The sequence below is a fragment of the Methanospirillum hungatei genome, assembly GCF_019263745.1.
In the GTDB taxonomy this organism is placed as follows: Archaea; Halobacteriota; Methanomicrobia; order Methanomicrobiales; family Methanospirillaceae; genus Methanospirillum; species Methanospirillum purgamenti.
The window spans coordinates 1,147,141-1,173,106 of sequence record NZ_CP077107.1 but is presented as its reverse complement, the minus strand read 5'-3'; the positions used below and the strand labels follow the sequence as shown (position 1 = coordinate 1,173,106).

Sequence of the window (25,966 nt, the reverse complement as noted above, 5' to 3'; positions counted from 1 at the left end):
TCATGACCGGACATCACCTATCCGTTGCATTTTTTCTTGCAATCCGTTCGATCCAGCGTGGGAACCGGTTTACCTTCCTCCTCACGGTTGCTATTATGGGACTGGTGTTTGTAAACCTTGTATTTCTTCCATCTATAATCTCTGGTGTCGTTGTCAACTTTAACAGCCAGTCCATTGACTACAATTATGGGAACCTGGTCATCGAACCACGGGAGAATAGTCTGTACATTACTGGTGTTTCAGAAGTTAAGCAGAAAATAGATCAGATCTCTGAGGTGACCGGCACATCACCACGACTTTCAGCCGGTGCTACATACAATTATCATGGAAATCAGATATCAGGGCAGATAATTGGTTTTAATCCAAGGTATGAGCAGGAAGTAACTCTCCTTCATACGAAACTCAAAGAAGGAGAATTCCTAGCCGAAGGTGATACAGATCGGATCCTACTCGGGTCGCAACTTGCCGGAAACATCGATGAACGTCTGGATAAAACCGATTCTCTTGGTGGGGTCACAACCGGGGATTCTGTTGATGTGATCTTTAACAATGGAGTAAAAAAAACTCTGAAAGTAAAAGGAATTCTAGAAACCGGCTCATTTGGTGTTGATAGGAATGGATTTGTGACCTTAAAAGAGATGGAACAGGTATATGGGATATCAGATACGGCTACATCGGTCCTGGTAAAACTCAGTCAGAATGGCGATGAAGAGAAGTACAAAATGATCCTCATGGAATATGGGATTGCTGAAAAGATTAGAACGTTTCAGGAGAAGGGCCAGGGATTTGTTAATGATGCAATCCGGAGTTTTGAGATCATTAATGCTATCTCAACCATGGTGAGCCTGGTAATCGCTATCGTGGTTATCTTTATCGTTATTTTCATCAATACTATCAATAAAAGACGTCAGATCGGCATTCTCAAGGCTATCGGTATAAATAAACGAATTATTGTCTATTCGTATATCATTCAGGTTTTAATAATTGCAACCTGTGGTATTCTTCTGGGCCTTGCTTTAAGTTCAGGTCTTGTGACGTATCTTACGTATAATCCGCTTGTTTTTCCTGGAGGAGCTGTATATCCGGTTGTTGAATCAGGGCCGGTCATAAGAAGTGTTATCAGTCTTGCTCTGGTGTCTTTGATATCCGGATTTATTCCGTCATGGAAGACTGCAAATGAACCGATTCTTGATGCAATTCGGGGGCAGTAATGATCGAGGTTACTGATGTCACACGGGTGTACCAGATGGGGCTTGTTGAAGTTCAGGCACTCCGGGGAGTCAGATGTAGAATAGAAAGTGGCGAATTTGTCGGGATTATGGGGCCTTCCGGGAGTGGGAAATCAACCCTGCTTCATATCCTTGGTCTGCTAGATGAACCAACCACCGGGTCTGTGACAATTGACGGAATACATGTAGAGGCCCTGTCTGAAGAGGAGAAGAGTGACTTTCGGCTGAATAAGCTAGGGTATGTCTTCCAGGATTATGCATTGGTCCCTGAACTTTCCGTACAGGAGAATGTTGTTCTTCCGGCTATGGCAAGAGGAATTTCACCTGATGAGTATCTGAAAGAGAGTGAAAAGATCTTAAACCAGGTTGGCCTTGGTCACCGTATTCATCACCGTCAGTTTGAGCTCTCCGGTGGAGAACAACAACGGGTTGCCATTGCACGTGCTCTTATCAACCGTCCCCGGATTCTCTTTGCTGACGAGCCGTGTGCAAATCTTGACTCAAATACATCGAGGACAATTCTTAACCTATTTCGTGAGTTAAATGAAAAATTTGGTCAGACAATCATTATGGTTACTCATGAGGACTGGCATGAGGAATACATGTGCCGGGTACTGAATATGAAGGACGGGATGATTGAAGATGAAAAGGCATGTAAAATGACAAAAAACAATAGTGAGTGAAGTTTGGAGAACAAGGTATAGATCTTTTTGATATTGAACAGGTAATTCTGGTTGGAGAGATTGGGCTAAGATGAACTGTATGCAGGCACAGAATTACCTGGTTTGCTGGAATATTTAAATTTCTCTATTGAGAAAATCGGTCAGAACAAGTTTCTATGAACCAATGTATTCATTGCAACCAAATTCGAATAGGTATCTATGGTTATGGTTCCTCCTCCTGATGAAGCACCGGATAGTGAGGCTTTAGGAGGTATTCCACCTTTATCTCCAGGAGTAGTAATCCAGGATTACCCTGATGAACCAGAATACATGGATGAATCGGTTATATCCTGCGATGAAGATGAAGAAATATCCTGTATTCCTCCAAAGCCAAAGATAATAGTAGACACAAGCCTAAACACACTTCTTATAGTTGTAAGACAGCTCATCAGGGAGCACGAGTGGCAGAAAGCTATCCCTTTTATTCACCAGATTATTTCGCTCGATCCTAATGAATCATCAGGATGGCTCTATCTCGGGATAGTATGTATATATACCGGTAAACCGACAGAAGCATCTGAAAATTTAAATCGTGCACTTCTCTACGAAGATACACGAATGTCAGCCTTATTTTTTATTGCGCTGAATGACTATCGTCAGGGTAGATATATAGAGGCCCAGAAGTATCTCCAGGATCTTCTCACCCTTGATGCAAGCCAAATCCGTTCTCGGTTTCTCCTTGGGCTTTGTCTGGTACGTTTGAATCAGTATCATCCTGCAGTTTTAGAATTTGAGGAGATCCTTCATCAAAATCCGGATCATGATCGGGCACTTTTACTTATCAGTTATTGTCATTTCAACCTTGAAAGGCCGGATAATGCAATTGGGTACCTGGATCATCTCCTGGAATTGGATGAAAAAAACATTGTCGCATGGGAATTAAAAACACGTTCACTTCTGACACTTGAGCGGTATGCTGAAGCTTTATCAAGTGCAAAACGCCTCATAAAACATAATCCCGGGAATTTTCAGGGTATGAATCTCATCTGTTTCTCCCTTCTGAAACTCGGTCGGTATGATGAAGCTCTCTCTGTATCCAAACAATTGACAAAGGACTATCCTCTCAAAACTTCGGGATGGACACAGGTAGGTCTTGCATTGATGATGATGGATCGCTATCAGGATGCCATTGCACCTCTCGAACAGGCGTTAAAATTAAATCCACATGATAAGAATACCCAATTATACCGGATTACTGCCTTACGAAAACTCAAGCGATATGGCGACCTGCTGCAATATTATGAATACATCACTGAAACTGATCCTGAAAACCAGAATGCCTGGTATAATAAAGGTATCCTGCTTCATCGTGCAGGGAGGTTCCAGGAAGCGATTGACTGCTACAAGCAGGTATTATCCAAAAATCCTTCAGATATACGTTCATTACTTAATATGGGACGAGCATATCAGGCACTACATCAGACCCGTGAGGCAATCACATCGTATAAAAAAAGCATCCAATATTCTCCAGATAATGCGGATAGCTGGTTTTTTCTTGGGCAGATTTATGCAAGCCTCGTCAGACTGACTGAAGCTCTCTCTTGTTTTGAGCAAACTCTCCGGATCAGGCCTGAACATGTAAAAGCGTTAGTCTGGAAAGCTCGGGTGCTTGATGAACTCGGTATGAAACAACAGGCATACCAGACCTTAAGCAAAGCAAGAAAATTAGATCCAGATATTTCGACACGTTTATCCAGCAAATACGTTCATGATTGAAATAAGGTTTTTTATCTTGATTCAAATCCTATTATTAATTTTATGTAAGACTTCCTGTGATGGGCATTTTTGGTTATCAACGATGGTCATGAAATGTCGTCTCAATTGGAGCGTATGTTTGCATTATGGTGATAAACTGGCTTTTCGTGGATGAATTAAAAACTTACATTATATGGAAACCGGATCGTTCAGTGTCTCTCTATGCAAAAAATTATTCTTCCGGATTTCCGGAAACTTCAACAAAGTATTCGATAGTTTCATCTCCAAGATTTTGTGAGAGAGAATGAGATGGGACATCTCCTTTAAAAACAGAGGTATCTAATGAAACCCCTGATATTTCTTTGAATATATCTTTCATTTTTTCTTCATTCATTCTCATATCATCAGATGTATCGAAATGGGTTTTCAGGTATTCATAATCATTCCAGACCAGCGGTGCATTATCAAAAACACCGGTTCCACTCATTATCTCATATGGAATCTTGGAATATCCTTTATTCACTGGTATATCGGTATCAACAAAACCAATCCCTGCAGGAATCTGGTGTATGTATGCATATTCCTTGTACCGGTCAAATTCTGAAATATCTGACCATCCAGTCTGGTTCGTATTACTCCAGCAATTTCCAGCAATGTATGGGCCGCCGATAATATTTGAGCCTGGAACCGGGCCGGATGGATGATTCCAGGTATAACGTCCGATATCTCCGGATCCATCTACTGACACCTGACCGGTCAGATAATTATCAAAGATATTTCCAGAGCCATTGCCATTCCCTGCATTGACGAAAATCCCTGCATCATCACTCGCAATGATAAAATTTGAGTATAAGGAGAGATCTTCTGCCCGGTCATTGAGGTTTATTCCTATTGGATTTCGATACATCTCATTTCCGGATACTGATGTATTACTGCTCATGGCTGAGAGAGTGATCCCGGCTGCTTCATTTTGAATCATAATATTATCTTCGATGATGGCATGGGGAAAGAAGTTATTAATTCCTTCCTTCTTATTTAAAATCGCAACATTTTCTGACAAATTGGGATAATATCCATGCCCCTCTTCACCAGGATCAGGCCCGACATACAACCCACCGGCATATATCCCTGTCTTCGTGTTGTAAAATGCCATATTTCTGGAGATGTCAGCATAATTACCTTGAGATAAGATACCATTCCTGTTGTAAAATACTGCGTTATCACGAATAGATGAATTATGTCCCCATGAATATATTCCCACGTCATTGTGATTCGACGCAACATTTCGCGTAATCACAGAATTATTGCCAAATGATACAATACCTGACCAGTGATTGTTATGTGCCTGTGTATTAGAAATGGTGAAATGATCACCAAATGAATAGATCCCGAACTGGAAATCTGATATCCGGGAGATGTTCTGAATGGTACAATCCTCTCCCTCTTCCTGAACTTCGATACCTGTCCCCTCACCTGAACCGGTTATCGTATGTTGATATCCGTCCAGAAAAACATCTGGAGATTCTATTGTGATAGCATTTCCTGAAGTCTTTCTCGTCAAATCATCTGAAAGACGATATCTCCCTGCTCCGGTTATGATGATCTGTCCGTCAGAATAATTTCCGGTAAAATTATAATCCGGCCCAGTATGGTTTGGCTCCAAAACTGTCTCCAGTTTTGGATCAGGCATATCATAAGCTAAAAATGCAGTTGAATCACCAATCCGCAGAATGTCTGCATAGATCTTAAACCAGCCTGATTCACCCCATTTTGTACCCCAGCTGTTCTTACAGATCCAATATACTCTTCCATCCTGTTCTCCCCATCCGACGATTATAATTCCATGATTAGAATATGTGGCTTTGGTATCACTGTCATAAATTCCCGAACTATAATAGGAAAATCCTTTATCTACATAAAATGCTGATGCAACCGGTCCATGTTGGTATATTACAGTCTTTATTACATCAATAGCAGGAATCTCGGAAGGGCCTGGATATACATAATACCATGTTTCTCCGGCACTGGTATCCATGGTATACCGGGTACATGAGGAGAGATTCTTGCATGCTCCATCCGTTGCTGTGTAGGGATAATCAGATTCAAGGACTGTCCCAACTCCACCTGATGCACCTTCTTTATCAACAAAATATGATAATGAGCTAAATCCACCACCATTACATCCTTGCATATCATTGGCACAGTTTACCAGGTATTGTTCAGCATAGTCAGGATTTAAGTGAGGATTGTGGTTTTTGATTTCTTTATATGATTCAAATACTCCGGTAACCGCAAACGCCCAGCAACTTGCACAATTCCCCTGATCTCGAATGGGGTTTGTCCAGTCACCGCCATAATTTCTCCAGTCAAAAGATTTTGGGAGATCAGATGAGGCTGTAATATTCTTTGATGAAATGTGTGATGAAAGCTGATTCAGATCATTTCGAAATCCGGTCAGATTTTTACGTTCCTCATCGGTCATCAATGCTATCGGGTTGACTGCTGCAGTCCATGAATAATTGTGCTCCTGATTGAATGCATTCAGTTCGTTTACCTCAGCTTGTGTTGCCAAAAGAATTTCTTCAGGATTCATGGGATTCACGTTCTGAAGCATAACTCCGTTCATCTCTTCACAAGTTGGACAGGATACATCACCGTCACCCGCTTTGTCATATCCTGGATCAGGGATGTGTTCTTCAACGTGTGGCAGGATTTTGTTTTCATCTCCTATGACCGGAGTCAGAACGAATAGTACTATCAAAAAAGCCAAAATAGTGTTCGTATTCCATTTTTTCATTTCCTTTTTCCCTCATCATCACCAGATTATTGAATGAATAATATATTTGTCATATTATTATTAACCCTTGATAAACGTTTTGAGAAAACCGATCTGTTAAAGACAAGTGCTCCACATCCCACCCACTCTTTCCCTATGCTCTGTATGAAAAACCATATGTTCATTATGGTTTAATGCAAATCTTCCACAAAATACCTAAAAATATTAAATTGAAAGTGAAGTCTACAAAAAGCTCAGGTTTCAAAAATCATAACCCGTTCGTAACGATATTATCAAAACACTTAGCCGGGCACCGTGAATTATAGAACATACATGGATTTTATACACTCATGTCAGAGAAAAAACCAGTATCAGGAAGTAAGCCGGATGATTATCCGTCATACCGTACACGGTTGTTTCTTGTAATTACCTTGATCTTTTTCATTTTTATAGTCCTGATTTCATCAACGCTCTATATATTTTCCATTCATCAGGTATCAAATGAATTTATCGACTCACAGCTCCAGGCAGAAAAAACCTTCATTTCATCTGTCATTTTGACAGAATATGGCATTGAGAATTTCGATGCTCAGTTTGATTTCCTTCTCCAGGATCGAATGATCCCATTTTTGGAGGCATACCAAAAGAACCGGAATGATCCCTCGTCAATTGATCTCATCTCTCTTAAAAAGAACATTTCATCCGGTGTTCCTGGTGAGATTGAATTATTCATGATAAACAAGAACGGAATCGTAGAGTTTACAACATATGCACGAGATTTAAATTTGGATTTTAAAAAATATCCTGATTTTTATACATCTCTATCTCAGTTTATTAATGGAACTGAGTTCAAATCCGATCGCTGGATAAGGGATTATAATGATTCGAAATTGTACTGGAAATATGGATACTACCCCACAGATGATCATGAGTATATCCTCGAGCTCGGCCTTCGGAATGATAAGTATTCAAAGATGCATAAAACGATGGTTTCGTCGCTCAAGGATATAACCGAAGAAGCCATGAACATCCCGAATATTGTTCATGTAGAGGTGTATGATAAAGCATATCGAAAACAGACGTATTGGATACAAAATAAAAGTCAGACATTGTCTTCGGTTACCGGCATTTTTGATAATGAAAGCCTGCATACTATTTTAAACCAGACATTTGAATCAAAAAAATCCTTCTTTTTTAATAATCCGAAGAAAAACCAGGTCATTTCGATTCAATATATCAATCTCTCAACCGTCAGGTCACTGTCTGGATCAGAACTTAGTGTTGTTGGTATTCTAGTATTAAGCAAAGAAAAAATTGAGACGGTGATTTTTTATTACCAGATAGGATTCATTGTCATCACTATTATTTCTTTGATATTAGGCCTGCTTATTGCACAATATCTCTCGATTTATATTTCCCGACCTATAACCATGATGACAGAGGATATTGGAATTATCGCCTCTTCGTCTCTTTCTCACCCGATCCGGGCCACTGGTCTTCGTGAAACAGAGATGCTTCGGCAAAGTATTAATCAGATGGTGGCCAGCATCAATGAATATATCTCTGAAATTGAGACCCAGAAAACCACCCTCGAATCTGAACTTCGGCTTCGTGAAAAGGTAGAAAAATCGCTTGCCAAGGCAAATAAGAGACTAACCCAGCTTTCACAGATAACCAGGCATGATGTTTTGAACCAGGTTACATCTCTCCAGTTATACCTGGGATTGATATCTGAGCTTGAAGATATATCTGAAATTCCTGTTTATACTGAAAAAGCCAGTCGTGTGCTGAAACGAATATCTATGCTCCTTGCATTTACATATGATTATGAAAAAATCGGAGAAGATGGATCGGTATGGCAGAATATCGGGGAGATTCTGGATCAGAGTCAGAGCGAATTCGCCGGAAAGATTACCATCATTCATTCCCTCAATGATCTCGATGTAAAGGCTGATCGACTTATAAAAAAGGTTTTTTACAATCTTATCGATAATTCCATCCGTCACGGAATAACCGCAGATACAATAATCGTGTCCTTTGAAGAGGGAGAATCAGGTCACCTTATATACCAGGATAATGGGATTGGAATTCCGGATAATGAGAAGGAAAAGATATTTTGCAGAGGATATGGGAAAGGGACTGGCATTGGTATGGCATTCATCAAAGAGGTTCTTGAATATAATGATATTCGGATTGTTGAGAATGGTGCTCATGGGCAGGGTGTCAGGTTTGAGATAATCATTCCAAAAGAAAATTACCGGATATTATCAAATCTTTGAGTGAAACCTGGATAATCCTAATACTATTGTATTTATCTTCGTCTTTGAACGCATTTGTTGTAACACACTAGTAATCACGCCCTTTTGGTTTATTTTCTGATTCTGAATTTTCACACTCTTTTGCATGACGACTTTCACCTATGTTTGGACTGATCCTTATCAGTTGTGACAGAATAACCCATTTACTGGTTGTGTACAAAACAGAATAATAAATTATTCAATCGGATTATCCGGTGAATTTCTGAAAAAAATTCCCAGTATGATAAACGGAACAAAATACAGGATATCAATGAGCGGAAGGTTGGCATATATCCAGAAAATTCCCAATGCTGCTACAAAAAGGGGGACAAAGCATTTTTTCAGGAGAAGGGTTGTTTCGGTGGGAGTCAAATCAGGGTCAAGAAGGAATGGATGTGAATGTGCATAGTACCAGAGATAGACAAGTAATATTGCGAGTACGAAATAATTGATCTGGAAAAAATAATCCGTAAAGATGTAATTTTTATTTCCCAAATTACTGAACGATGATGAAAAAGGGATAAGAACAATAGCCATCAGGGCAAGCATATGGACGTGTAAGAAATGATAATCAAAGGTTTTCATCCGGTGGAACATCTGAAAGAATAACATCCAGAACATGGCAAAAAGGATAAAAACGCCCAAAAAATCCATAATTGAAAAAATCGTTTCATCAACAAAATTTTCAACCGTGATCTGGGATGCCTGCAAATACTGATCAGAAGTTACAATATTCCGGGCAAGGAGCGTCATGGTAAATGCAAAAATACCATTGGTGATTCTGTCCAGGTTGACTTTGGTTATCGGTTCATGTATTGCCATTGGGAACGTCCGTTTAAATCAATAAGAGATATTTATTGATAATTCTTTGTTTGCATCCATATCTACATATAATTTTTAGAGATAGCAGGTCTGATTTCTGTATGTATATATGGAACCGGAATCCCGGGTATATCATCACCGAACAGACATCCTGGATCATGGAAAAAGACGGGGTAGAGATAAGGAAAGTGCCGATATCATCTCCAAGGATTGTCACATCTGGAGTGATAGGCATAGTGGTGATGGTGGTTGACACTTCGAAAAAAAGGGATTATCAGGGGGTTATTTTTATTGCCCGGTCGTAGACTATCTCATTCCAGGCCGGACCTACTGATGTTTCAGGCTCTACATATACTCTGAATCCGATAAAACAGGGTTCATCAGGTTCAACTCCATGTGCTCCAACTCCAGATGGAATCACTGAGGTTGATGGATTTCCATCTTCTTCACGACTTATTTTTGCAACATAGAGGTATTGTGCATTTGGGTTTCCTGGCAAATACTCTTCTGCAGTCCCTGAATAGTCATGATTAGAGACCCCTTGTATGCCATTGAGGGCAGCAAGGCCATACAGACCAAAATTTGCATAGGTCGCCTTTCCGGTTGCGACATGATTTACCCCGTATACTATGATACATTCCCCTGTTTTGTCTCCGAGGATGGTATTTGTGGTATTCAGGTAGACGGTATCCCTGATATCGCCCAAAGCATCTATTCCTCTCTGGATGGCATCATACCCTTCAAATATCCAGATCTTGGTCTCCATATCATCTGCTTGGTATCCGTCGTACCGGTCAATAATGGCCTGGCGAAGTTCTTTCAGATCATCCATCAGATCCAATTCATGTACATCCCCATTTCCTCGTGGGATTAGGTCAGGGATTTCAATAAATGAAGGCTCTTCCTCATTTTCCGGGGTTAGCCTGTATACAACTCCCGGAGTACTATTCATGTATGCATCTCCTTCTTCTTGATTTGTGAAAAACGCTACCCGATGAAGGGTTGTGAGGGTATCGGTTTCTGATTCAAGTCCCAGGTTCACAAGGGTATGCGGAATCACGAGGGTATGGATGATATCCTCCGGATATCCGGCAGTGGTAAGAGCTGTTCTTGCCTGTGCATCTGCGTTCAGATCAGCGGTAAAGATGATAATGATCGGTTTTGAAAAGACACCATTCATGTATGCAGGTTCTTTTTTCAGCCTGGCAAGACTGATTGCATCTCCAAGACTTGCATACACCCGGCTTTTTTCCTTTGTTAACGGGAAATATCTCATGGCTATATACCCACAATAACTGAAATAATCACACTCAGGTGGAGTTGTCCCAATATAGACAAAAGCCTCATCCGGACGTGTATGGTAATCAAGCCAGAGTCCTTTGTTATCCGGATTGATCGGTGAATCTGATATTGTGTTATTACTGGTTTGTCCTGGTGCTTTTGGAACTTTAAAAGACATATATGGTGCACTTGGGTTAATTGCATAGCAGGATGGCGTAATTCCTGCATCATAGAGACCGATTGCATCAACGGTCTGCATTTTTCCAAGACCTATCTCAAACCCGTTTTCCTGGAATGCCTGAATTGTTGTATTTTCGTCAATTCCGGTAATGTCAGCCATACAAGAAAAACTGAAAGGGATTATCATAATCAGGAATGCTGCGATCCGAATCATATCGTGCATACCATGAATAGAGATGGTCAGGAGAAAAATATTATGAATTGAGTTTTCGTGAAAATTCTGGGTCCAGTGGTGAGGAGTGATGATCGTAATATTAGTAATTATCACCTGATCTTTAAAATTTTTTATTATCCGTTATTTCTTTTTCTGTTATTGAATTGACTTTTTTCGCAAATTCTCTCATCCTTGCACTTATATCAGTCCCGAAACTGGTTCCCACGTCGCTCAGTGTCATGGGGATCTGAAAAATAAACTCTTTCCCCCGAGAAGCATCCTCCAACCTGGCCTGAATATTCTGCTGTGCTATTTTATCGACGTTTTTCAGTGATTCCCCAACAGGATTTGTAACCGTCTCCATGAGTCTGATGAGTTTTTGTAACATATCATGATCTGCTGATAATGGGGGTGATTGTCCAGTTTGGCTTTTTTTCTGTTCTCTTTCCGGTATTGTTTGATGAAGGATGTCATGGCCGGTCTCAATATCAAGGGCATATTGAACAAGTTCTGACGCAGAGATGGTCTTACCGCTCTCATCAACAACCGTAATATTCTGTATATTTTCATCCTTTGCCATCTGCTGTAACAAATGGGTGGCGTTTTTGTGCATGCCACCCGCAAAAGCTGCCATAGTTCCTGCCAGTATCATGATCTCATTCTTTCGGTCAAGGGCTAGCTGGACACCAGGATATATCTTTTGCACCTGATTGAGCATGGTGAGAGATTTGGCAAAGGTAGCAGGGACACCAATCGAAACAAAAACTCCCGGAAATAGAACTGCAACGGCACCGATTATTTCGATAATGGTAAAAAGGGCACGTATCTGTGCCTGAAGAGTTTCATCATGACTTACAGACTGGGCAGTCTGTGTATCTTTCGTTCCCATTGAGAGATATTCGTTCATCTTCAGATGGGTGTGTTGGAGTGGTCCGTTATCGAGCGATTCGATTATTTGTTGCTCTTTTCCGAAATTAATCGCTTCAAGAGCATCATCCAGCAATTCTTCGTACTGAGTCAATAATTTTGAAAAATCCTGAATAGTATTTGTATCAGTCTTGTCAAGGCCAAGAAAAATATGTGTTGAGGTTAAAGATTTGAGACCGGACAATTTCTCTGAAATTTTTGCTTTTAAGGATTTGCGTCTTTGTGGAGTACAGATATACTGGTAGAGATCACCCCTTATCTCATGAAGCACGATTCGGGCAGAAAAATAGTCCTGAACCTTGGTATTGGATTCGTTTTGATCAGTATGAGGTCTTATATCGTCAGGGTTCATGAATGGGTATCCTGCTTAAGGAGTTCGGTTTGAATGAATTAAACTATTTTTATCGGATGAAAAAAGTTTTCATTGAATCCGGGAACTCTCCGAATCAGCAGAGTATTATGTCCATCAGGTCTTAACGCATTATCATGTGATTAGTCTTTAATATCAGATTTTAACTTTCCTAAATGCGTGGACTGCAAGTCCTACTACGATAATGCAGAGGATGGAGAGAAGGCTTATCTGGGTAACCGGAACCTCTCCGGTCTGTAATATCCTGATACCGTCGATAGCATAACTTAACGGATTCAGCCTCGCTATAGGGGCTAACCACTCCGGCATGACATCATAGGGCATCATGGCTGATGATGTAAAAAATAGAGGCATTGATATCATCGCATTTGCTGCTGCATACTGGTCATGATCATCTAGATATATCGCGATTGATGTTGCGGCAGCAGAGAGGAGTGCTCCAAAAATACACAGGATAATGTATGTTCCAAGGAGCTGGACTGGTGTATACAGATGTGCCCCGAGCATAAATGCAAACAGGAGAATTATGGTTGACTGGATGATTCCCCGGATAGTAATGACCAGAATTTTCCCAAAAAGAATAGTCTCCCTGGGCGGGGGAAGTGCAAGGAATTTATTAAAAAAACCAAGCATCCGATCCATAATCAGGAGACCTCCACCGGCTAATGAGGCGGAAAGGATAGTCATGACCAGGATTCCTGGTGTCACAAAATCGATATAGTTATCTGTAAACCTGATAGGAAGAGCAAGCCCAACAAATATCAGCCATGCTGCCGGCATCACCATAGCAGCAATAAATCCCCATTTTCCCCGAATCCATCGCCTAAGATCCCGGTGACAATATACCAGAATTGGATTCATCGTTTCCCCATCATGTTCCTGAAAGTACTTAGTTTAAAGGGACTTTTATCATCTGCACTACTTACGAGGTGAAGAAAGACATCATCAAGAGAGGGTCTTCGAAGAGACATGGCCTCAACTCTCATACCTGCTTCGGTCAGAGCATTATGTACCAGTGGCAATGCAGCCTCGCCATGTTCTGCATAAAAGATCAGTTGTTCATCTTCAGAAAATGCAAATCTGACCCCCGGCACATCTATCGTGGAAAAGGAACCGGATATGGTGACCGATATGATATCCTGAGAAATCATGTTTTTCAAATTATCCGGAGTATCAACAGCCTGAACTCTTCCCCGGTCAATTATTGCAACTCTGTCACAATATTTGTCTGCTTCGTCCATGTAATGGGTCGTCACAAAAATTGTCATTCCCTGTTTACGAAGTATTTTGATATGCTCCCAGATTTTTTTTCGTGCTGCTACATCAAGTCCGACAGTTGGTTCATCCAGAAAGAGAACCTTTGGATTGTGAACAAGTGCCTGTGCCAGTTCAAGTCTTCTTCTCATCCCGCCCGAATACACCTTCGCCCGTTCATCAGCCCGGTCTGCAAGCTCTAAAATCCTCAGTGCCTCTTCGGTTTTCCTGGCGGGATCTCTGACACCATAGAGTTCGGCAAACATCATGACATTTTCCCGTCCGGAGAGTCTGACATCTACCGCCATATCCTGAGGGACATAACTGATAGAATCCCTGACCTGTCTGGGATGGGTATGGATATCATATCCGCAGATACTTGCTGTTCCGTCGGTAGGTTCAAGAAGTGTTGTCAACATCAGAACAGTTGTGGTTTTCCCAGAGCCATTCGGGCCTAAAATTCCAAATATTTCATTTCCTACGGAGAGATTCATCTGGTGAACAGCATAGAGATCTCCAAACTTTTTTGTCAGGTTTTGTGTAATTATCGGATATTCGCTCTTTGATAGGCTGTTATCAGTGTATTTGTCCATATCTCCTCGTATTTCTTGTATTCTGATATGTATTTATGAGTGTTTGGATGGGCTGTATATAAAACTATTATGAATTGTAGTATGAAGTATAACAATTATATTTTAAAGTAATAAATTTTCTTTGCTTTCAGAGACAGAGCGATGCATGAGATCATGGAACGAATAACCATTCGGTTAAGATTTTATTCAGTACATGAACGGATTAGATACTGGGATGGTGGTACCCCTTCTCTCTATCCTGGAGAATGGAGGATGGTGATTTGAAAAAGAAAAGCCCTACATGTATGCGGTAAGGAAAAACAGTGGTATCAAATCCTCCATACAATGTCTTACATGATCTGGATTTCCGAAATACCAAGCAACGCTTCGTTTCTCTTATACGTAGGGATTTTGTTTATTTATCACTCAGTTCCGAGATAGATATAGAGTCCGCGTTGAACACAGGCAAAACTCTCAATTCGTTTTCCGATTTTCTTCAAAGTCAATCCTTTATTATACCATGTTTCGGCATTGAGTGGATCACAGACAATAGCGTCATTATAACTTGAAATAGCATCTTCAAATCGACCCATCATATCTAGAACATTTGCCCGTGAATGAAATGCCCTGGCATTCCGTGGATCTATGGTTATGACCTGATCGTATACCTCAATTGCTTTTTCATATTTCCCGTCCATTTTCAGCTCATCTGCCTGATGGAGCATTTTCTCCACATGAGGGTTCAGATGGGATATGATACGTGTGTCTGTACCGAATCCCCTTCTCTCTATCATATGTAGATGGTTGCTCTTATTTTATTTATAGTTATTTACAATAAAATTTTAATGTTATATAATGATTATGCTAATTGTGTTTGTGACTTAGAATTAGTATTTAAATCTGTGCTAATTCTGTATAATTCATTTAAGATCTATTCAAAGAATGATGATGTAGAATTATGCGAGGATTCATGCTGCAATATTACAAGTCATTCTCTGAAAAAAAGGTAATTTTGCTGATAAAGTATCTTGCTGGATGAGCGAATGATAATGATACACCAGTGATCCTGAATAATTAATCTTCAGCCATGCTATCTGGAATTCTTGGTTCATCTGTATAGGCATGCACATATCTCTGATCCTTATATACATCTTCGATTGCAGTTTTTTCCGAGGTTCCAGCCCAGAAATGTATCCGTTCATCATCCAGGAATTCTTTATTTGTAAGTATTATCGCACCCTGCGTTTTACCGTATGCAGTAAGCGAAGAAAATCCTCGAATATGCAATGATTCTCCGATAATCGCTGAACGATACCCATAGGCTTTCAGGGATCCCTGTTGAATCGCAATTGTTCCATTGGGAACAGATATCCCGATGCTCTCGCCGTTTACTGTCAAAAGACTGTTTGCATGAAAATTTCCCTGAGCGACAACAATTCCGGAGCCTCCCAAATCTTTCATACGGGTATTCATTACTGTAATGATCCCTCCCTGGATATTCATGGAGCCTGACTGAACCAGAATACCGTATTCTTCCGCAGAAATGTCTATAGCGCCGCCATTTATAATCAGGTTTCCTTTTTCCTGAACCACTCCTGCGAATTGACCAGAAACATGAAAGGATGATCCCGCAATTTCAATATCATTGATTGCGTAAATCCCGGTATTTCCGGTAATAATTACTGAGAGTGTGGATCCAATATGGAGGGAGCCTCCTTTTAGAGAAATACCTATCTCTTCACCAGTGACGTTTAGTTCTCCTTTATCCATCTTCAGAGAACCCTGCACAGAAAATCCAATGTTTCCTGATGCAAATAAGGTAAATCCTAATAAAAAGACATTCCCTGATACTTCCAACCCACAAGTCCTCCCGTTTGTCTTGAGGATACCATGTGTCATTATCATTTCTTTTCCAGAGATCTTCATTCCTTCATGAGATTCCCCGGATATCGTAATGTCGCCACCGGATTGTGTGTATGATCCTTCTATAATAATTCCATGCAACTTTCCAACACCGATGATGAGTCCATCAGATATCTCAAAATTGTTGGAGACATGCATGACCGTGTCTCCATTGAGAATAAGAATTCCTCCGGCTAATTTAAAATCACCACCAGAGTAGATTGCATTTTCTCCTGATGCAGTAATATTAGAATTTGCTATCTGTAGACTTCCTTTGATCGACAAAGCATTTTTTGCTGAGCATTCAAAGCGTCCTCCTGTAAATTTCGCGTCTCTTGAGACAAATAATCCGGTTTCATCTCCGCATATGGTAAGCAGACTTTTTTCAAAGGAACTCATCCCATGAACCACAATCCCGCATGATCCGTGCAAGTTACATTTCATTACATTAAAAACCAGATTTCCGTTCTTGATATGGATACATATTTCACTACTTATGATATCCAGAAGGCAGTCTGCCAGAGAGAGTGAACCATGATGGATTTGTATTCCAGAGCCCTGCGAGGATTCTATGTGGTACAGACCGGTTGAAATAGTAACATCTCTGGATATAATAACGCCGGATTCTTCTCCGAATATTTTTAAAACCGTTCCAAGGTTTGAATGTAGGTTTCCAGAATCGGATATCAAACCGTTTGATCGGGAATGAATCTCAATTACTGTGTTATTTGTCAGGTAGATTGTACCGGACGCATGCATTCCATTTCCTTTTGTCCGGATATCCAGCACTGACTGTTGGACTTCCAGCGAACCGGATGAGACAAAAATTCCTTGTTCTTCTGCCTTGATGGATAATATCCCATATCCGGTTATTTTCAGATCCCCATTTAAGACATGAATAGCCGGACCATGAGGACTCGTGATATGGTTATCTGCCTGGTCAATTCGGATGGTAACAGAACCTGATACTTCAATGGCCGAGCCATGGTAGTTAGTAAGGATTAATGTTCTGGTTTCAGAAATCCAGGCCCATCCACTTCCATATCCATTTTCCTCGATGGAATAGACTTTTCCAGCAATGACATATTTTTCGGTTGATGAGTGGGTCCGTGCCCTATTCTGGATGACGATGGCTGCGTCAATATTCGTATGCGACTCACGATCATTATTTTTCGCTAAAATAAGTTCGTATTCCATCCCAAGCGTAAGGATAGGCCCGGCAATAGGCAGAAGGGTGGTGCAATGGTCTATCACTGCTTGAAAATCGCCATATCGCCTGATTAAATCAATAACCTGCACCCATTTTTTCGATGAAATATCTGCAAATGATTTGTTGTTTGAAAAAATTAGTGATATTGCATTTTTTCTACATTGTAACGCTAATTCATGTTGAAATCGGCTGTCAGCACACCAGGCAGCATATACATAGTATGTTATGGCTTTTTCATGGTTTTGTTCTCCCAGCTTGATGAACGCAGCACGAAGAAAAAGATAAGGAGATTCTGCCCCCTCAGTGTGACACAGACTCACGTATTCTGGTGATCGAAGATATTCCCGGTTTATTGATGTAGGTTTCTCGATATTTTCTGCAACATATCCACAATGAGGGCATACTTCAAGGAGATTTTTGAGGATGTATTCGGTTAATTCTTTTGGCCGGCCATCAAGGTCTACGATTTTTGATGGACCCAATGAATCAGGATGTTGAAATTTATCTCTTTTCAGATGATGAGATGTATTTTGGCATACATAACAGGTTTTTGAAACGATGTTATTTTGTGGCATTGTAATAAGAAACAAAGGACCAGGAATATATCCGAAACAGCCGTTTTTGCTGCATTCTGATATGAGTAGTAATTATCACCTGACACTACAAATACCTGCTCATATACTTTTGGTTGATAAAATAATTCCTCTATTTAATTGATTTTAATATTTGCATTAAAAAATTCAATTCATAATTGTAATATTTTTAGATAAAGGAGGTAATGGTACAATTTTATCTAAAAACATTTATTAATATGTTATTTTTGTGTCAATTACTAATATATAAATAATACAGTCTGCACTACAACCTACTTACTTTCCTCTTTTAATATATAAGTAAAATTCTTCTGTTTTTAGAATTGCACCGCATTGGTTTGATTAATACCTGTACTTCCGCAAGAGGGAGTAAAGAACATGAGTTCAGATCTCATGTCCGGAAAGGAGGATTCATCATGACCATAAAAATCAACATTGGTGCTGTTCTGATAGGAATGGTACTAGTATCATTCATTATATTCCCTGTATCAGCCGATGCAGATCCCTTTGAATACGCTGGAGATCCGGTCACTCCCGGGCTCCCATCATCACTCCCGTTTGAACTTCCTGATGGAGTAGGAACGGTTGGTTCAGATGGCAGTCTCCATGTAAACCTTGCAAACGAACCACAAAACACCCTGGTTGCCGGGAACACCCAATCATTCTCTCCAGATCAGATTGTTGGATCATATCAGGATACAACTATGAAGAAGACAACCGGAGTTGATGGCTCTCTCTTTGAGGGAGGAGCTGATATTGATTACACGGTATCCCATGACAACTCAGTATCCGAAACAGTTGCATATAAATTCATAGAACAAGGATGGACTATCAAAGTAAAAGGCACAGTATCTGGTGAGGTATCCCCAGACGGTACCCTTACCCTTACCTCTGATGATGCAATGGTGAAATATGCCGGACAAACCTATCCGATTAGCATGAATGTAAATGCTCAATATACCGGAGACCAGTTTGAGGGAACCAAAGTTATCACTGCAGCGGGCGTTACTGGAACCCTCGATTTCACCGGGCAGCGGATTGTGTAAATTTCTGAAAGTACTATCTCCAGATAATCCTCCTTTTTTATAATTTTCAATAACCGACTCTCATCTTCTGGGTGTCTGGTTTCAGATATCATTACGAGGATCGGTTCATGTATTAATATACCTGAAGGAACAGTTTGATGTTCAGTGTTTCTGATTCATTCAGCGCTATGTTTCCGGGAAGGGATAATCCTCTGGAGGAGAAATATCCCCAAAAATGACATTTTATTGATAAATTTTTGTATTTTTTTTATTTGCCGATATTCTGGAATCATGTAAGGTACTTCTTTTTATTCGTTATATGTCGAAACACTATACGTTAATTATATACATTCAGGGGAACAACTACTATTCATCACACCGTCATTCTCCGGGATGACAGGAGAAGAACCTCACGAAAAGGATGATCATGGGGATCATCAAGATTGTAATCGTGTGAATCATTCCTCTAACATTTCAGGGGGGATATCTCCCTCAACACTTCCTCCTCATTCTAATTGTCTGATTATTTTATCCGGAATACGCATTGTAATATAAATCGGTAATCCTGGAGAAAAAAGGGAGGATGGAGGTTCCTCTTAGGACGTGTACAATTCTGGTTTAGTGATATCGTTCAGGACTGGATGACAAGGAAATGGGTGCAATGTGATTCTCTTGTCCATGTTCACATTGTAGAAATGCTTTTTTAATACAGGGTATCAAATCCCCTCTTGCCATCACATAATAATGTATACAATACAGATACAAAAATGTTACTAATAATATCATTCATAATATTAATTCAATATTTGTAGGTTTCGAATTTTTTCTATTCACAATACTATCTTATCATAGCCAATTTTTGTTTACAATAGAATATGAAAATTACGAATGAATTGAAATTTTTCATGAAAATTTGAAGAATAGAAAAAACAAAGCCTCATCTATAATTCTTACTTTTTTAAAATTTTTATGAATAATTATATTAAAATAGAATGAGATATAGTGTTCTCATAAATTATGAGACATTGGTATCTTAAAAAAACCTTCTTCCTTTCTCGACTCTCAAAAAATCAGCAAAAATGAATCAATAATGAAAATTTCAGGTATTATCTGGGGCGGGGAACTACCACTCCTCACTCAGGCATGTACAAACCAGGGGTTTGATCATAACTTCTTTACAAGCATTGCTGCCCGGAATCCCGAGAAATTAGAAGAGATACTCGCTCACCTTGAATCATCAGATCTTTTCTTAATTCATCCATCAACCGATCCCTTCTGGGATGAACTCATTCCTAAAATCCCAAAAAATATCCCTGTGATTCCCATTGGATACGACCAGGAAGGGCTATCTGCATCAACAGTCGATCTTAAAATAGCAATAACCACCTCGACCTATTATATCTATGGTGGAGAGAAGAATCTAGATAATCTTATCCGGTATCTCCGGGCAGAGGTCCTCCATGAACTCATCGTATATGATTCCCCTGAACCGGCGGTTTGGGATGGGATTTATCACCCGGATGCCCCGGAGATCTTTACCACTGTCGAGGATTATTTCGCATGGCGGGGAAGAAAACATGATTCTCTCATCGGGATTCTCTTTTATCGCCTGTACTGGGCAAACCGTGATCTCCGGGTCATTGATGCACTTATCAGAACAGTTGAGGAGTATCATGATGTTATTCCGGTTTTTTGTATCGGAACCGGAGATGCAGATCTTGGTGCACGACCCGGACAGGAAGTAATCAACTCATATTTCTCTGGAATAATAGATCTGCTCATCAACCTTCAGTCAGTCACCCTCTCAAAAAACCCGAAAGAGACGGTGGAAGGACTCAAGGGGTTGAATGTTCCTATCATCCACCCGGTTGTCATCTATAACCGGACCAGAGAAGACTGGGAACAGGATAGTGCAGGCCTTACAGCATCAGAGGTCGGATGGGCGATTGTTGTCCCTGAATTTATGGGGATGACAAGTATGATACCCATCGGTGTTAAATCACCAGACGATCCGGTCATGGGAGAGACCGAATGGCATGACCCTCTCCCTGAGCGGATAAACCGATTAACCCAGCTCATCTCCGGATGGGTCCGATTGAAGAAGAAAGTTCCAGCCGATAGAAAAGTTGCTTTCATCCTGAATAATTCACCCTGTGCTGCACTGGAAGCTACCGTCGGAACGGCTGCACATCTTGATGCCCTGGAGTCAGTAGCACGGATTCTACAGGTAATGAAAGATGCAGGTTATAGCGTGGATCCTCCGGCAGATGGAAAGGAACTTATAACCACGATACTTGATAAAAAGGCCTTTTCAGAGTTCAGGTGGACATCGGTTTCTGAAACGGTTGCCAAAGGAGGGGCTCTTGCTTGCATCGGGCAGGAAACCTGGGGACCATGGATTGCTGATCTTCCTCACACACTTCGGGACCAGCTCAAAGAAACCTGGGGAAACCCCCCGGGAGAGGAGAAAGACGGGGTTCCAGCGGGGATGCTCCACAATGGGAAACTTGTCATTACCGGTATCTCCTATGGAAATGCCCTCGTCATGACCCAGCCGAAACGGGGATGTGCAGGCAGTCGGTGTGATGGTCAGGTCTGTAAAATCCTGCATGATCCAACGATTCCTCCCCCCTATCATTACCTGGCAACCTACCAGTACCTGGTGAGGGAATACAAGGCTGATGCCGTAATTCACGTCGGAACACATGGAACCCTTGAGTTCCTTCCAGGGAAATCAACCGTTCTCTCAGGTTCCTGTATCCCTGATGCCATCCTTGGTCCGGTTCCGTATCTCTACATCTATAACACCGACAACCCCCCTGAAGGGACCATCGCAAAAAGGCGGACTCAGGCAACCCTCATCGGACATATGCAATCGCTTATGACCGAAAGTGGCCTCTATGGAGAGTTGTCTGAACTTGCTGACCGGATTGATGAATACACCAGAACCAGAGATGGAGATCCTTCTAGGGCCCATGCATTAGAGCATGTCATCCTGGAACTCATCAAAAAATCCAGGCTGGAGCAGGAGATTAACCTGGAAAAGATCCGGGAGAGTGGCGGAGGGATGAATGAGGTTATTGATGCCGTTCATGGATCGTTGACCCGGATCTATAACACTCAGATTCCTGATGGGATGCACATATTTGGTTCTGTTCCGGAAGGTGAGAGACGGGCGGCCTACATCACCGGTCTTCTCCGGTTCAATCAGGAGCTTCGGTTACTTATCGTAGATCTGATGGGTCTTGATATCACACCAAAGTCCGGTGAATTAGCTCTCCTCAGGATGCTTGATGAGGCAGGGATAGTATTTACTAAAGCCATTCTTGACGGAAAAACCCCTGAAGATGCTGCAGTAACAGCCCTGGGTTCCCGTCTCCAGAGGAGCGAATCCTTACTTCTTACTCCGGTTACCAATAAGATATTGGAATTATCTGACCAGATAGAATCATCAGATGAACATACTGCCCTTTTACGGGGCCTTTCCGGTGCATTTATCGAACCCGGGCCATCAGGTCTTGTGAGCAGGGGCAGAACTGACATCCTCCCGACTGGCAGGAACTTTTACAGTCTTGACCCGTACTCGGTCCCGACCGAGGCAGCATTCCGGGTTGGAAGAAAACTTGCCGAAGTTCTTCTGGAGAAATACCTGATAGAAGAGGGAAGATATCCTGAAACGGTGGCCGTGTACTGGATGGCATCTGACATCATGTGGTCAGATGGGGAGACATTTGGAAAACTCCTCCATCTTCTTGGAGTAGAGCCGGTATGGAGACAGGGGCGGGTCAGAGATGTAAGAATTATACCCATTTCGAGTCTGGGAAGGCCCAGAATAGATATCAATATCAGGGCCTCCGGGATTCTTCGTGATTGTTTCTATAACTGTATCGAACTACTGGATGATGCAATCTCAATGGTTGCTGCTCTTGACGAACCTGATGAGATGAATTACCTCAGAAAACACCAGGGAGAAAGCACTAGATCGACTCCACGGATATTTGGGAGTAAAGCCGGAACATATGGGATGGGAGTGAATCTTGCCCTGTATGCATCGGCATGGAAAGAAGAGGCTGAACTTGCCGATATTTACATCGCCTGGAACGGGTATGGATATGGCAGAGATGCCTATGGAACAGCTTCTCATGATGAACTCATTGCCCAGTTGAAAATGGTTGATGTCACCTTTAATAAAACTGCTACAGATGAATACGATCTCCTTGGATGCTGCTGTTACTTCGGAACTCATGGGGGACTGACCATCGCCGCAGAGACGGTGAAAGGAGAGAAAATAGCGACATATTATGGGGATACCCGTAATCCCTCCCAGATTGAGGTTCGAACACTTGCTGAGGAGTTAACCCGAGTGGTCAGGACAAAATTACTCAACCCGAGATATATCGATGGTTTCAAAGAACATGGGTATGTAGGAGCCGGGGAACTTTCACGAAGAATTGGTAGATTATATGGGTGGGATGCCACAACCGGCCAGGTGGACGACTGGATCTTTGATGACATAGCACGGACATTTATCCTGGATGACAAGAACCGTGAGTTTTTTGAAGAGAATAATCCGTATGCCCTTGAGGAAATAGGACGAAGACTCCTTGAAGCGAGTGAGCGTGGGATATGGCAGGCTGATCCTGATGTCATCGACGACCTGAAAGAGGCATATCTTATGATTGAAGGATGGATGGAAGATAAAATGGATGGAACAGGAGGAGATGTGCAGGGCGGTTCGATTGATATCTTTACCATGAACGACATCGCCGGCTGGAAAGAGAAGATTGGGCATATGAAGGTGGGTAAATAATGACACATCAATTAAAAAAAACTCTTCTTCCGTTTAGTGCAATTGTTGGTCAGGAACAGATGAAAAAAGCCCTCCTTCTCAATGCTATTAATCCTTCGATTGGAGGAGTGCTTATCAGGGGAGAGAAGGGCACAGCAAAATCGTCCACCGTTCGTGCTCTGGCAGAGATCCTACCAGAAATTAAGATAGTACCCGGGTGTCCGTTCTCATGTGACCCAAAGAGAGAGACAGAGCTTTGTGATCTCTGTACTGATAAAAAGGGTAAGAAACATCTCTCCGATTCAATCAAACGTAAGGTCAGGGTTGTTAACCTCCCGATAGGAGCGACAGAAGATAGGGTGGTTGGAACAATCGATATCGAACGAGCATTAAAAAAGGGAATCAAGGCACTTGAACCAGGTATTCTTGCAGATGCAAACCGGGGGATCCTCTATATCGACGAGGTGAACCTACTTGATGATCATGTTGTGGATGTTCTCCTTGATGCAGCAGCGATGGGAGTAAACACGGTGGAACGAGAGGGGATCTCATTCTCTCATCCCGCACGGTTCATCCTCATCGGCACCATGAATCCTGAGGAAGGGGAACTCAGACCCCAGCTTCTTGACCGGTTCGGTCTGCAGGTCTCTGTTGAAGCGATTGATAACCCGGATGACCGGATGGAGATTGTCAGGAGGGCTGAAGAATTCCATCAGAATCCGCGAGAGGTTCGCAGGAGATTCAAAAAAAGCCAGAAACGAATCTCAAGGCAGATACAAAAGGCCATGGAGATTCTTCCACAGGTTGTTATATCAGAGATGCTTGTCAGAAAAGCGGTCGATATCTGTATCAGCCTTGGTGTAAGGACCCACCGTGCGGAGATCACCATTGTACGCACAGCAAAAACCCTGGCGGCCTTGGATGGTAGGGATAAAGTATCTCCTGATGATCTTAGACAGGCTATAGAACTGGCACTTCCTCACCGGATGAGAAGAAGGCCCTTTGAGGAGCCAAAAGTAGATCCCCAGCAGCTTGATGACCTTATGTACCAGGAACCTGAGCAGCAACCTGATGATCTCAATGATACCCCCTCAACACAGCAGACTGGTTCTGATAATTCAGAGCCACAGAACGTATCCTGCGAACAAAACAGTCAGAATTGCCAGAATGAACTATCTGGATCCCGGGGTTCAGATCCGCAGGAACAACAACTTTTTTGTATCGGATCTCCCATCGATCCGGAAAAACTGAGGCCGAAGAACAAGAAGAGACCTGATAAAATATATGCCCCAGGCCGGAGGTTTGATACAAAGGGATCTGACCGGAGGGGCCATTATATTGGGGCAGAGAAGAGAGTATCCGGTACAGATATTGCACTTGATGCCACTATCCGTGCTGTAGCACCTGGTCAACGAACAAGACCTTCAGGTGATCTTGCAGTAGTAATACGGGCAGATGAACTCCTCCAGAAGAGACGGATAGGTAAATCTGCAACCGCATGCCTCTTCGTTGTTGATGCAAGCGGGTCTATGGGGGTAGAACAGCGGATGGCAGCAGCAAAGGGAGCAGTGTTCTCTCTGCTGGAAGAAGCGTATACATTCCGTGACCGTGTAGGGCTCATCGCCTTCAGGGGAGAGACCGCTGATCTCATCCTCCCTCTTACATCAAGCATCGATCTTGCTTTTACCCGTCTGTCAGAACTCCCGACCGGTGGAAAAACACCCCTTGCTGCCGGACTTCAAAAAGCCCTTACAATATTCCTCAATGAGAAGCGAAAATATCCCTCCCTGGAGCCCCTTCTTGTTCTGATAACCGATGGGAGGGCTAATGTTGGAACTGGTGGACGACTCAAGGAGGAGATAATGTCCGCCTCTGATGACCTTGCCAGGGCAGGTATTGAGACCGTGGTAATAGATACAGAGAATAAAAAGTCAGGGTTTGGACTGAAACTCGGTTTTTGTCCTTCAATTGCTGAACGAACTCATGGAAGATATTTCCGAATATCTGATCTATCAGCTGAAACGGTATCCGGTGCAGTATTGTCCTCTCTCTCTACAGTTAATGGAACGGGCTGATAATCAGGATACGTCCCCGGAAATTTTTTAAAA

Annotated in this window: 16 protein-coding genes; 8 read left to right on the top strand and 8 right to left on the bottom strand. The window is 41.8% G+C overall.

Going from position 1 to position 25,966, the window contains the following annotated elements:
• Window positions 1–2 precede the first annotated feature (2 nt).
• The 3 genes from KSK55_RS05435 to KSK55_RS05425 all read left to right on the top strand — a co-directional run bounded on the left by KSK55_RS05435 (window position 3) and on the right by KSK55_RS05425 (window position 3,667).
• The gene (locus KSK55_RS05435) at window positions 3–1,211 is read left to right on the top strand and encodes an ABC transporter permease (protein ID WP_214421407.1); all 1,209 of its coding nucleotides are present in this window, start codon (window positions 3–5) and stop codon (window positions 1,209–1,211) included.
• On the top strand, window positions 1,211–1,912 hold the full coding sequence (locus tag KSK55_RS05430; RefSeq protein WP_214419109.1) for an ABC transporter ATP-binding protein: 702 nt from the start codon (window positions 1,211–1,213) through the stop codon (window positions 1,910–1,912). Before KSK55_RS05435 ends, KSK55_RS05430 begins: the two co-directional genes overlap by 1 nt.
• Window positions 1,913–2,116: 204 nt before the next feature.
• Window positions 2,117–3,667 (top strand): tetratricopeptide repeat protein, encoded by a 1,551-nt coding sequence (locus KSK55_RS05425; protein WP_218608499.1) that lies wholly within the window; start codon window positions 2,117–2,119, stop codon window positions 3,665–3,667.
• A 211-nt stretch (window positions 3,668–3,878) separates the two neighbouring features.
• Here KSK55_RS05425 and KSK55_RS05420 read toward each other — a convergent pair whose 3' ends face one another.
• A complete protein-coding gene (locus KSK55_RS05420; protein ID WP_218608498.1) occupies window positions 3,879–6,443 on the bottom strand; it encodes a C1 family peptidase in 2,565 nt (854 codons plus the stop codon).
• Between the two features lie 329 nt (window positions 6,444–6,772).
• Between KSK55_RS05420 and KSK55_RS05415 the strand changes: the two genes are divergently transcribed.
• Window positions 6,773–8,701, top strand: a complete 1,929-nt coding sequence (locus tag KSK55_RS05415; protein ID WP_218608497.1) for a HAMP domain-containing sensor histidine kinase — start codon at window positions 6,773–6,775, stop codon at window positions 8,699–8,701.
• Between the two features lie 213 nt (window positions 8,702–8,914).
• Here the strand turns inward: KSK55_RS05415 and KSK55_RS05410 are convergent, their stop codons facing one another.
• Window positions 8,915–9,541, bottom strand: coding sequence for a TMEM175 family protein (locus tag KSK55_RS05410; RefSeq protein ID WP_218608496.1), 627 nt, complete (start codon window positions 9,539–9,541; stop codon window positions 8,915–8,917).
• 101 nt (window positions 9,542–9,642) lie between these two features.
• Between KSK55_RS05410 and KSK55_RS05405 the strand changes: the two genes are divergently transcribed.
• Window positions 9,643–9,846 carry a hypothetical protein gene (locus tag KSK55_RS05405; RefSeq protein WP_218608495.1) on the top strand — a complete coding sequence of 68 codons (204 nt, stop codon included), beginning with the start codon at window positions 9,643–9,645 and terminating at the stop codon, window positions 9,844–9,846.
• Here the strand turns inward: KSK55_RS05405 and KSK55_RS05400 are convergent.
• The 6 genes from KSK55_RS05400 to KSK55_RS05375 all read right to left on the bottom strand — a co-directional run bounded on the left by KSK55_RS05400 (window position 9,816) and on the right by KSK55_RS05375 (window position 17,933).
• Window positions 9,816–11,225 carry a hypothetical protein gene (locus KSK55_RS05400; protein ID WP_218608494.1) on the bottom strand — a complete coding sequence of 470 codons (1,410 nt, stop codon included), beginning with the start codon at window positions 11,223–11,225 and terminating at the stop codon, window positions 9,816–9,818. The genes KSK55_RS05405 and KSK55_RS05400 overlap by 31 nt on opposite strands.
• Before the next feature lie 112 nt (window positions 11,226–11,337).
• Window positions 11,338–12,495 (bottom strand): hypothetical protein, encoded by a 1,158-nt coding sequence (locus KSK55_RS05395; protein WP_218608493.1) that lies wholly within the window; start codon window positions 12,493–12,495, stop codon window positions 11,338–11,340.
• 153 nt (window positions 12,496–12,648) lie between these two features.
• A complete protein-coding gene (locus KSK55_RS05390) occupies window positions 12,649–13,374 on the bottom strand; it encodes an ABC transporter permease (RefSeq protein ID WP_218608492.1) in 726 nt (241 codons plus the stop codon).
• Window positions 13,371–14,360, bottom strand: coding sequence for an ATP-binding cassette domain-containing protein (locus KSK55_RS05385; protein WP_218608491.1), 990 nt, complete (start codon window positions 14,358–14,360; stop codon window positions 13,371–13,373). The genes KSK55_RS05390 and KSK55_RS05385 overlap by 4 nt, the downstream gene beginning before the upstream one ends.
• A 401-nt stretch (window positions 14,361–14,761) precedes the next feature.
• Complete coding sequence (locus tag KSK55_RS05380) at window positions 14,762–15,064, bottom strand: tetratricopeptide repeat protein (protein WP_218608490.1); 303 nt, start codon at window positions 15,062–15,064, stop codon at window positions 14,762–14,764.
• Between the two features lie 349 nt (window positions 15,065–15,413).
• Window positions 15,414–17,933 carry a carbohydrate-binding domain-containing protein gene (locus KSK55_RS05375; protein WP_218608489.1) on the bottom strand — a complete coding sequence of 840 codons (2,520 nt, stop codon included), beginning with the start codon at window positions 17,931–17,933 and terminating at the stop codon, window positions 15,414–15,416.
• Window positions 17,934–18,460: 527 nt separating this feature from the next.
• Between KSK55_RS05375 and KSK55_RS05370 the strand changes: the two genes are divergently transcribed.
• The 3 genes from KSK55_RS05370 (at window position 18,461) to KSK55_RS05360 (ending at window position 25,933) form a co-directional block, all read left to right on the top strand.
• On the top strand, window positions 18,461–19,090 hold the full coding sequence (locus KSK55_RS05370) for a hypothetical protein (RefSeq protein ID WP_218608488.1): 630 nt from the start codon (window positions 18,461–18,463) through the stop codon (window positions 19,088–19,090).
• Between the two features lie 1,069 nt (window positions 19,091–20,159).
• On the top strand, window positions 20,160–23,879 hold the full coding sequence (gene cobN, locus KSK55_RS05365) for a cobaltochelatase subunit CobN (protein ID WP_218608487.1): 3,720 nt from the start codon (window positions 20,160–20,162) through the stop codon (window positions 23,877–23,879).
• Complete coding sequence (locus tag KSK55_RS05360; protein WP_218608486.1) at window positions 23,879–25,933, top strand: putative cobaltochelatase; 2,055 nt, start codon at window positions 23,879–23,881, stop codon at window positions 25,931–25,933. The genes cobN and KSK55_RS05360 overlap by 1 nt, the downstream gene beginning before the upstream one ends.
• Window positions 25,934–25,966 lie beyond the last annotated feature (33 nt).